Origin of the sequence: Trichococcus sp. ES5 (genome assembly GCF_900067165.1) — a bacterium.
GTDB lineage: Bacteria > Bacillota > Bacilli > Lactobacillales > Aerococcaceae > Trichococcus > Trichococcus flocculiformis.
In genome coordinates this window covers 1-9590 of record NZ_FJND01000036.1, presented here as the reverse complement: position 1 = coordinate 9590, position 9590 = coordinate 1, and the positions used below count along the sequence as shown (strand labels likewise).

9 protein-coding genes, 1 tRNA gene and 1 other annotated feature are annotated in these 9590 nt (G+C 43.9%); of the genes, 9 read left to right on the top strand and 1 reads right to left on the bottom strand.

Annotated features, from left to right (window positions below):
- Nucleotides 1-402 precede the first annotated feature (402 nt).
- From TES5_RS14350 to TES5_RS14320, 7 genes are all read left to right on the top strand, one after another.
- Nucleotides 403-687 (top strand): GNAT family N-acetyltransferase, encoded by a 285-nt coding sequence (locus tag TES5_RS14350; protein WP_068562662.1) that lies wholly within the window; start codon nucleotides 403-405, stop codon nucleotides 685-687.
- 178 nt (nucleotides 688-865) lie between these two features.
- Nucleotides 866-1128: a binding site (T-box leader), on the top strand.
- Between the two features lie 81 nt (nucleotides 1129-1209).
- Nucleotides 1210-2154, top strand: coding sequence for a homoserine O-acetyltransferase MetA (metA, locus tag TES5_RS14345; RefSeq protein WP_068562661.1), 945 nt, complete (start codon nucleotides 1210-1212; stop codon nucleotides 2152-2154).
- A 174-nt stretch (nucleotides 2155-2328) separates the two neighbouring features.
- Nucleotides 2329-2401: transfer RNA gene (locus TES5_RS14340), tRNA-Thr, on the top strand.
- Nucleotides 2402-2629: 228 nt separating this feature from the next.
- Entirely contained in the window at nucleotides 2630-3481 is an 852-nt protein-coding gene (locus TES5_RS14335) for a DUF8171 family membrane protein (protein WP_068562660.1), read from the top strand.
- Between the two features lie 4 nt (nucleotides 3482-3485).
- Nucleotides 3486-5195 carry an ABC transporter ATP-binding protein gene (locus tag TES5_RS14330; protein WP_068562659.1) on the top strand — a complete coding sequence of 570 codons (1710 nt, stop codon included), beginning with the start codon at nucleotides 3486-3488 and terminating at the stop codon, nucleotides 5193-5195.
- A complete protein-coding gene (locus TES5_RS14325; protein WP_198143372.1) occupies nucleotides 5188-6009 on the top strand; it encodes an energy-coupling factor transporter transmembrane component T family protein in 822 nt (273 codons plus the stop codon). Before TES5_RS14330 ends, TES5_RS14325 begins: the two co-directional genes overlap by 8 nt.
- A 20-nt stretch (nucleotides 6010-6029) precedes the next feature.
- A complete protein-coding gene (locus tag TES5_RS14320; protein ID WP_068562658.1) occupies nucleotides 6030-6815 on the top strand; it encodes a PHP-associated domain-containing protein in 786 nt (261 codons plus the stop codon).
- 20 nt (nucleotides 6816-6835) lie between these two features.
- Here TES5_RS14320 and TES5_RS14315 read toward each other — a convergent pair whose 3' ends face one another.
- On the bottom strand, nucleotides 6836-7672 hold the full coding sequence (locus TES5_RS14315) for a MurR/RpiR family transcriptional regulator (protein ID WP_068562657.1): 837 nt from the start codon (nucleotides 7670-7672) through the stop codon (nucleotides 6836-6838).
- 303 nt (nucleotides 7673-7975) lie between these two features.
- On the opposite strand from TES5_RS14315, the gene tnpA reads away from it, so the two are divergent.
- Both tnpA and TES5_RS14305 read left to right on the top strand, forming a co-directional pair.
- Entirely contained in the window at nucleotides 7976-8386 is a 411-nt protein-coding gene (tnpA, locus tag TES5_RS14310; RefSeq protein WP_068562663.1) for an IS200/IS605 family transposase, read from the top strand.
- A gap of 34 nt (nucleotides 8387-8420) precedes the next feature.
- A partial coding sequence (locus TES5_RS14305) for a hypothetical protein (RefSeq protein ID WP_068562656.1) occupies nucleotides 8421-9590 on the top strand: 1170 nt, incomplete at its 3' end.

Sequence of the window (9590 nt, the reverse complement as noted above, 5' to 3'; positions counted from 1 at the left end):
CCCTTCGGAAAGGATCAAGGAACCCCTTGTCTCTGCGAGCCAAGGATACTATTCGACTAACCTGCTGACGCAGGAAGTCTCTCAGCATATTGCGCTCTTCGATGCTCAGTTGCATGGGACTCTTAGGGATTCATCCCTTAGAGCCCCAGTACAAGGTGACCGTAGGGAACGTTGCGTGGACAGATTTCCTAAATTGTCATGACTCTTGCGATTTCAATCGCTTAGAGGCATGATACACTTGACCGATTAGGTCACAGTGTTTCCTTAATCAGGGCTGAACGAGCCCGTTCAGCTTTTCTCAGCTTTAGGATTATTCGGATTAAGTCGACTTAGTATATAAAATTGTGGAACCGTGCTAAACTATATTCAAGAGTAATTGTCAGAAGGTGAGGGATTAAAAATATGGTAGATTTTGTTAAGACTAAAAACGGCTTCGCTTTGAATGATGAGAACGAACGTATGATAGCTGAAATTACTTATGCACCTTACGGTGAAGATAAGGTTATAGCCAACCATACTTATGTGGATTCGTCTCTGAGAGGACAAGGCATCGCTGAAATGTTACTGGATCGCCTTGTCGAAGAGATGCGGGAGGAAGGCAAAAAAATTGTTCCGCGTTGCTCCTATGTCGTAGCGATGTTCGATCGCAAACGCGAAAAATATGCCGATATCAAGGCAGAATTTTAATACTGTTCTCTCTTATTTTAAATATAGATGAGAGTAGCGGGCCGGAATTAGGGGAAGTAGTTCCGGCCTGCTATTTTTTATTTGGTGGAAAGGTTCAATGATGATCGGTTTTACCTATTGACAAAATTAAGGAATAATGATAATTTAATTATATTAATATAATTCGAATCTGACAATAGAATGGGCAATGATAAGAAGAGTAACTTTGGGAAGTACGTAAAGAGAGCTCCTGTGTTGGTGAAAGGGAGCGTATCGGAACAAAGTGAAGATGGTCTTGGAGCCTTTAATCGGGTGAATAATCAGCCAGATTACGTACGCAGGCGATATTCTGCAGAGTATATAAAGGATGAGCGATCATGCAATCACTTTACGTACTTTTTGAGGTGAGGATTGTGAAGTCCTTATAAAAATGGGTGGTAACGCGAAGCTTTCGTCCCATGGTCGTAAGACTGTGGTGATGGGAGCTTCTTTGTGCATAATAGAGTTGTTGAATGGACCGGTTAATAAAAAGGAGTGGAAAATATGCCGATCAAAGTATCGAAGGATTTGCCCGCCATCAAAGAGTTGGCCAAAGAGAATATTTTCGTCATGGACGAGCTGAGGGCCGTCACGCAGGATATCCGTCCGTTAAAAATCATCATCGTGAATCTGATGCCGACAAAACAAGCGACAGAAACGCAGTTCATCCGTTTACTTTCGAACACATCCCTGCAGGTGGAAGTGACCTTGCTGCGGATGGAAAGCTATGATTCCAAGCATGTTTCGGAAGAATACTTGGACTATTTCTACAAGACTTTTTCGGATATCAAAGATCAATATTTTGATGGGATGATCATCACAGGGGCACCTGTTGAGAATCTTGCTTTTGAAGAGGTGGAATACTGGCCGGAACTTGTGTCCATCATGGAATGGTCGGCAAGTCATGTTTTTTCAACGATGCATATCTGTTGGGGAGCCCAAGCGGGTCTGTACCATCACTATAATATCGGAAAGTACCCTCTGAATGAAAAACTGTTTGGTGTGTTCAAGCACACGATCACCGATAGCCGAACGATGCTGCTCCGCGGTTTTGATGATGAATTTTATATGCCGCATTCCCGCCATACAGATGTGCGCAAAGCGGATATAGAGTCTTGCAGTGCGCTTGAAATCCTTGCGACATCCGAAGAGGCAGGGGTAAGCATTGTCCGCAGCAGAGACAACCGTTTCGTTTTTGTGACGGGTCATGCTGAATACGATTTTGATACGCTTGATAAGGAATTCAAGCGTGACGTTGCTCTGGAGCGCCCCATCAATATCCCGATCAACTATTATCCTGATGACAATCCGAGCAAGCGTCCGGTAGTACGTTGGCGCGGTCATGCCAATATCCTTTTCGTAAATTGGCTGAATTATTTTGTTTATCAGGAAACACCATATGATCTGCAACGTATCCATGAGCTGCGGAATAAGCCTGCTCAAGATTAAAATTCTTACTGAAGACTGTTGTTGTTGAGTTGTCCTGGATCTAAGCTAAGCTATTTCTGAAGGTATGCAGAGAGGGTAATTTCAATTTGATGAAATTGCCCTCTTTACAAACCAGCAAAATTTATTTATAATTTATTGTGTTGTGGCTCACTTTTTGAGTGAACCTACTGCAAGGCCGGCTTAGCTCAGTTGGTAGAGCATCGCACTCGTAACGCGGAGGTCACAGGTTCAAATCCTGCAGCCGGCATAATAGTATGAACACAGATATATCAAGGTCTCCATTACCTTTGATGTATCTTTTTTTTGTATTTTTTTCGGTTTCTCAATCGAAATTAGAAATATGATTATATGAAAAAAAATTACCATTTATAACGAAGTGAAAAATTAACATCATTTTTACATGAACCATATGAAGTTTTTACACTCTAATCGTATGATGGAGTCATAACAAAAGGAGGTATGAATGAATGAATGAATGTCTGCAGCAACGCAAGTTCACAAGTTTTCACAGTCTCAAAAAATGATGGTGTTCGTTTTATCCATGTCGATTTACGGCTTGGCGACCTTGTTTACTGAGTTGATTCCGTCAGTAAATTTGGGGGTCGTAGAATTCTCTGTTGAATATTTAGCATTTATTCCTTTGACGCTGGCTATCTTATTCGATCCATTCTCTGCTGCAGTTGGTGCTGCAACGGGGGAGGTTATTTTTAGTGAAATTATGCTAGGTCAGTTCGGTGGTCTTGGCGAAGTCGAAAAATTTGTTCTCTTTTCTTTAGGAATTTATATTGCGGGGATGCTGGTGAAAGATCCACTCAACAAGAAGCAGGTGGCGTTCGCTTCCCTTACTGGCGTTGCAATCCACCAGATTTTTGGAGGGCTCGTCGATATTCTGAAAGTGGTTTTCGCCGTCGAAGAATTTGAAGCTATTCAAGGGCTTCCAGAATCCGTACTCTTTACGGAAGGTTTTGCGGTCTTAAACGATATTTTGTTTTCCGGGATTTTTTTCTGCATGCTTCCGACGCTTTATCTGGTTCCTCTTCTTCACGGGAAAATTGAACCTCTATTGGGTATTCGGAAGCGCACACCCGAATTGCGCCCGAGTTGGCAAGAGTTTCTGAACGTTAAATTTATACTAACGGGCGGTCTGTTGGTTTTCGCAGCAATTGGCGCAGAATTTCTCGCCGAAACAGGAATCAATTATGAGTTCGAAGCTGCTTGGGCCGAAAGCAATACAGCTGTTGCAGTATCTGGGATCGTTTCAGTGCTGGTCATCCTTTTCATCGCTAACCGGATAAGAACACGCCGAGAACAGACAAGAGAGGTTTGAGGGCATGATAGAATTACGGAATGTGAGTTTTAGCTATCCCGATACAGGTGAAAAGATATTGGATAACCTTTCAGTGATTATCCCACCTGGCTCCTTCGTTGCTGTGGTCGGTGATAATGGTGCAGGAAAATCAACATTTTGCAAGTTGCTCAATGGCATCATTCCAAATTTTTTGGATGGCGATCTGCAAGGCGAAATCCGTATCTGGGATCAGGCGATATCTGAAAAAACACCAGCTGAGTTGGCTCATACAATCGGTTACGTCTATCAAGATTTTGAAAACCAACTGATCCGACCACGGGTGTTGGATGACGCTTCTTATGGGCTGCTGAATGAAGGCGAAGAACGTTATGAGGAAATCACGATGGAAATTCTGCGGACGCTGGATCTAGCGCACGTATCGGACGAGTATGTCTGGCAATTATCCGGAGGCCAAAAGCATCTATTGGCTTTAGCAGGCGTGCTTGTTATGTCGCCGAAAATCATTGTATTGGATGAACCGATTGCGCAACTGGATCCTACACATGCCAGAAAAATTTATGATAATTTGGCATTTCTGAATCAAAAATTAGGAAAGACGATCGTTGTGATTGAACATAATTCCGAATACATAAGTCGCTATTGTGACCAAGTCCTCTTTATGAAAAATCGCCAAATAGAGTGGCTATTGCCAGTAAAAGAAGCATTTCAGCAAGTTTTGCAACTGATTGAAGGCGGGGTCTATCCGCCGCAAATCACCTTACTGGGACATGGCCTATCCGAAAAAGGATATGATTCTTCAGGGGACCTACCTATCAGCATCGATGAAGGCATCGGCTACATCAATAGGCGCTTTGATATGTCCAGGTCAAGACAAATACCCAGCGACCTGAAACGGAATCAAGCGAAAGGGAAGTCCATAGTGGAAATGAAAGAAGTATCCTTGAGCTACAAGAAAATCGATCAAGGAGCCTATTCAGCGTTAAACAATTTAAATCTTACACTGCACGCAGGGGAACGGATCGCTCTGATCGGCAATAATGGAGCTGGAAAGTCGAGTATGCTGAAGATGCTGATCGGTTTGTTGAAGCCCGATTCGGGACAGATTGTTTTGGATGGTCAAAACACTAAAAAGATGAAGATGGAGCGCATTTCCGATAAAGTAGGATACGTTTATCAAAATCCCGAGAATATGTTCATCGAAGATTCCATTGAAAAGGATATTGCTTTTTCTTTGAAGGCTCGAGGAATCAAAAATTACAAAAACATCACTGAGCAGTTGCTTCAGCAATTCAACCTGATGGATATCCGTCAGCGGGATGGGCGATTATTAAGCGGCGGCCAAATGCGCCGAGCCTCCTTGGCAATCGGAGTATCATTGAATCCGAAGGTGCTTCTGTTGGATGAACCGACAGCCAGCTTGGATATGGCTACCCGCAAGCGGATTACGCATACGTTAAAAGAAGTGGCGGATACAGTGGAAACGATTGTGATTGCGACACATGATATGCAGTTGGTTGCGGAATGGGCGAATAGGGTGATTGTATTGCATGACGGTCAAGTCATCGGCGACGGCAGTAGAGAAGAAATTTTTGCTGACGAAAAACTATTGCAACGTGCAGGGATTGTCGCCCCGGAAATTGTGCAGTTAAGCCAACGATTGAACGGAAGAATTTGCTATAGTATCCAAGAATTTCTGGACTATTTGGAAAAGGAGGCGGTTCTATTTGTTTAATCAGTCATTTCTAGAACGAATGAATATCTCCACAATCAGGAATCAGGTTTTGAAGAACTCCTACGGTAATTCAGATACATTGATCGCTAAGATGGATCCAAGGACTATGTTCATTTGGTATTTTGTTTTTGGGATTGTTCCCTGGTTTGTTTCCGACACATTGATGTTGATGGGATTGTTTATCTTTGTGGCTGCTGTGACCAAAATTGCCAAGACGGTTCCATTGATTTTATTCATATTTGTAGTCGGGATTTTCTCACAGACAGGATTTTTGTTCATGTTCACTTTATTGTTTGGCGGGAGCCTGTCTGCAGTGATGCCCTTACTGAAATTGACGCTGAAGATTGCTGTTGTTTCGTTGGCTGCCATAGTCGCTTTCGCGGGTATGGATCCGGATAAGCTTTCGAATGGATTGATGGCAATCGGGTTACCTGAAAAATTCTCTTTTAGTGTATCCTATGCTTATCGTATTTTGCCTATTTTGATGGAAGAATACCAATCCATTTTATTATCCTATAAAATTCGCGGGGTCCGCCCCGACAGTGATGGCTTCAAGGGGAAATGGCGAAATCTTATCTATCAGATCAAAATCATGATCAAAGCCTTCTACCCATTGATGCTCAATATGGCAAAGCGTAGCCGGACAACTGTGGAAGCATTGGAGATAAAGGGATTCCAACGCGCTTTAAAAAATAAAAAAATCCGCGATATGAAAATGAAAAAACTGTCCATCCAAATGCAGGACATTCTATTCCTGACATGTTCACTACTTTATTTTGGGATGTGTCTGGCAGTTCCACAACTACTATACTGATTAAAAAAGGAGTCTTATAATTGCTTATCGACACACATACTCACGGTAAATTGGCAAAATATCTGCCTTTTTCGGAGCAATACACTAGAAATCTATTCAAAGAAGCCTACAAGCGCGGAGTCGAATCCCTTTGCCTGACGGAGCATTACAATACCCAGGAATTCGAAAAGATATATCAATTCATCCACGAGAACTACCCACAAGAAGGGGATACATATATGGTTGAAGGAGTGCGTGTGTTTCCTGGCTTGGAAGTTGACATTTTAGAAGGCGGACACAACTTGGTGATCGGATCATTTGACACGATCCAAGCTTTGCGACAAGAAATTCTTGAGTCGGCGACATTCAAGGAGTTCCTGCCGGCAGCGAAATTGTTTCCGTTGGTGAAGAAATACGATGTGCTCTTTGGTGCAGCCCACGTCTACCGTAAAGGCTGTCATAATTTAGAATTATCCGAAGAACTGTTGGCTTACTATGATTTCTTTGATTTGAACGGAAAAGATACTGCTTTACTTGGTCGTGATAACATCGAAAAGGTGAAAGCGGTCGGAGCGCATTATGATCGTCCAGTCATGGCAGGCAGCGATACGCATCAGTTTCTGCAATATGGCTCGGTGATGAATGACTTTGAACGGTCTTTTTCTACCATAGATGCATTTCGGGAGGAAATGAATGCAGGTCGCTACAAATTGGTGGTGGATGAAGCGATCGAAGCGAAAGTCGAGGGTGCGAATCTATTGAAAAAGGCGCTGAAGTTGCTGCAAAGCCAAGGTGGTAGTTACGATGTCCCGCTCATCATCGAATAAAAAAGAACTTCCTCAGCAGATCAGCGAGGAAGTTCTTTTTTATAGGTTTCTTTTAAAGTGTGCATACGATTAAGCTGGTTATGGAATAATTCCGGATCAATGCGACTGACTTCAACGATGAGTGCCTCGATCAGCGAAATAGCAGAAGTTAAAGAATGGTATTCTGTTGGAAGGCCTCTAGCAACATAAAAAGGAATGTTGCCATTCGTTTCGGGTTTCTGGTAGAGCTGATCAGTAAAATAAAGCGTCGTGATGCCTTCTTTGTTGGCAAAATCGAGAATAACCCGGGTTTCCTTCGGGACTTTCCCGAAGGCAAACACAATGATCAGATCATCTGTAGTCATCATGTGCAATGTTTCAAAAATTTCTGAGCCGCCTACACAGATATGTTGCACGTCCCTGCCGAAACGTCTCAATCTAAAATGCAACAAGTCTCCCAGTGAGCGTGTAGCCCCTTTTGAAAAAATGTAGATTCTTCTTTTTCTTGCCAGATTTTGAGCTGCGAGCCGTAAAAGTGTTGGGTCCAAATATTCCATCGTTTCAAGCAGTTGGTCGATGTCGCGCTGAATCATGGACTCAGGACCGTTAAGCTGATGGTCGGAACGGACAGCATTCTGTAATTTTGTTGAAGGAGAAGTTTCTTGCTGACTCAGTAGTGCCATTTTCAGTTCTTTGAAGTTTTTGAAGCCCATTTTTTTTGAGAAGCGCGTTAGCGTTGAATTGCTGATACCGATAGCTGCACCGATCTCATTTATTGAGAGGAGTGCGGGGATATGCCCATTCTTTTTGAAGTAGTTGATAATTTTTCGATCGCTCTCCGTGAGTATTCTGGGATCTACATTAAACAATTGACTCATACTTTTCTCCCGTTTGCGTGACTTTAAGGATCTGCATTCGTTAAGCAAATCCTGCATCAATCATACCACAGATTCGGCACTTCCGTAGGCTCTTTGGAAACTATTCCGAAATTCTGAAGAAGGATTTTCTTTCAGGCTGCGTATCTATTGAGTGAACGGCATTCGTGAAGGAGGCAGCAAATTTGGAAAAAAGCGAGCAGCATCATTTACCGAAAGAGCGTCGTAAAGCCCCTTGCTTTAGCTATGGGGATATAAGACGTGCACTCAGTTGTGTTATGTGGGAATTCGCTGTATAATCAATGTATGGAAAATAAAAAATATAAATCAAATCATAACATCACTTATTCTTGTATCTACCATGTTGTCTGGTGTCCAAAATATCGGCGAAAGGTCCTTGTCGGACCAATAGCGGCACGCTTAAAGGAGCTCATTGTAGAAACGTGCACCGGTCTATCCGTCGAAATTCAGGAAATGGAGATCATGCCAGACCACGTTCACCTCCTATTGGATATAGATCCACAATTCGGGGTTCACAAAGCAGTCAAACGCATCAAGGGAGTTTCTTCCCGCGTGCTGAGACAGGAGTTTAAGGAACTGACGACGAAGCTACCCACTCTTTGGTCGAATAGCTATTTCGTTTCCACAGTGGGTGGGGCGCCGCTTGAAATGATTCAGCAATACATCCAAAGCCAAAAGACCTCACAACGCCAGTAAATGCAAAGCAATCATCAAGAAAGGAGGAACACGTATGGCTAAAAGCAAAACAGCTTCATTCGTCGTAGAGCTGGGACTTGTTACACATCAAAATGAACAAGCAGTGCTGGATAAGCGTTTCAAAATTGCTGAAAAACTGTATAACAAGGTCTTGTACCATGCGTGGACGCAGCTAACAGAGTTGTATAAGAACCGTCGATACCAAGACGTGCTGGCAGAACGCCGCTTGTCCATCAAAGCAAACGACAAGAATCGTGTGACGGCGTGCAACAAGGAATTGCAAACTATCCAAAAGACCTTCGGTATGACGGAATACGCTTTGCAAGCTTACATCGGACGGATGCGCGAGGCGTACAAGAAGCATATCGACAGTTTCACAGCACAAAAAATCGCTTCTGCTGTCTGGACAAGTGTGTCCTCCCTTCTGTATGGCAAAGGCAAAAAGGTACGTTTCAAAAAGTTCGGCCAGCTGGAATCATTGGAGGGCAAGTCGAACGCTACAGGCATGCGCTTCAAAGGCGACCGTTTGGAGTGGAACGGGCTGATTCTGCCCGTCACTATCCGTACCAACGACCTATTTGTTCAGGAATCCCTTTCCTTGCACCGGGTGAAATACTGCCGCATCGTACGCAAGGCGTTCAAGGGTGGCAATCAATACTTCCTACAACTGGTGCTGGAAGGTATCCCGCCAGTGAAACGCAACCATAATACAGGCATGTCCCGCCGAAAACCCGCTCCGAATGCGGAAGTGGGCATCGACATCGGCACCTCTACGGTGGCGGTGGCGGGTGATGACGGCGTCATCTTGAAGGAGTTATTTCCAGAAGGAGCGTCCTATGACCACGCGATTCATCTGTTGCAACGAAAACTGGACCGGAGTCGCCGCGCAACCAACCCCGCCAACTTTACTGTCGACGGTACCGTCAAGCAGGGTGTCAAGTTGACTTGGGTACGGAGCAAGAACTACATGAAAATAATGTTTCGCTTGAAGGACCTCTACCGTCGTCGGGCGGTGGCATTAAAAGAAGCCCACAACAAAACCGCCAATGCCATCCTGGCACTGGGTAATCAGGTTTATGTGGAGGCCATGGATTTCCGCGCATTGATGAAGCGGGCCAAAGAGACCACTGTCAATAAGGACGGGCGATTCAATCGCAAGGGGCGCTATGGCAAGTCCATCGGTTATCATGCGCCGGCCATGTTG

Bases quoted from the DNA above. Each gene is read 5' to 3' on its own strand.
- TES5_RS14350 (WP_068562662.1), top strand. From the start codon at position 403: ATGGTAGATTTTGTTAAGACTAAAAACGGCTTCGCTTTGAATGATGAG.
- metA (WP_068562661.1), top strand. From the start codon at position 1,210: ATGCCGATCAAAGTATCGAAGGATTTGCCCGCCATCAAAGAGTTGGCC.
- TES5_RS14335 (WP_068562660.1), top strand. From the start codon at position 2,630: ATGTCTGCAGCAACGCAAGTTCACAAGTTTTCACAGTCTCAAAAAATG.
- TES5_RS14330 (WP_068562659.1), top strand. From the start codon at position 3,486: ATGATAGAATTACGGAATGTGAGTTTTAGCTATCCCGATACAGGTGAA.
- TES5_RS14315 (WP_068562657.1), bottom strand. From the start codon at position 7,672: ATGAGTCAATTGTTTAATGTAGATCCCAGAATACTCACGGAGAGCGAT.
- tnpA (WP_068562663.1), top strand. From the start codon at position 7,976: ATGGAAAATAAAAAATATAAATCAAATCATAACATCACTTATTCTTGT.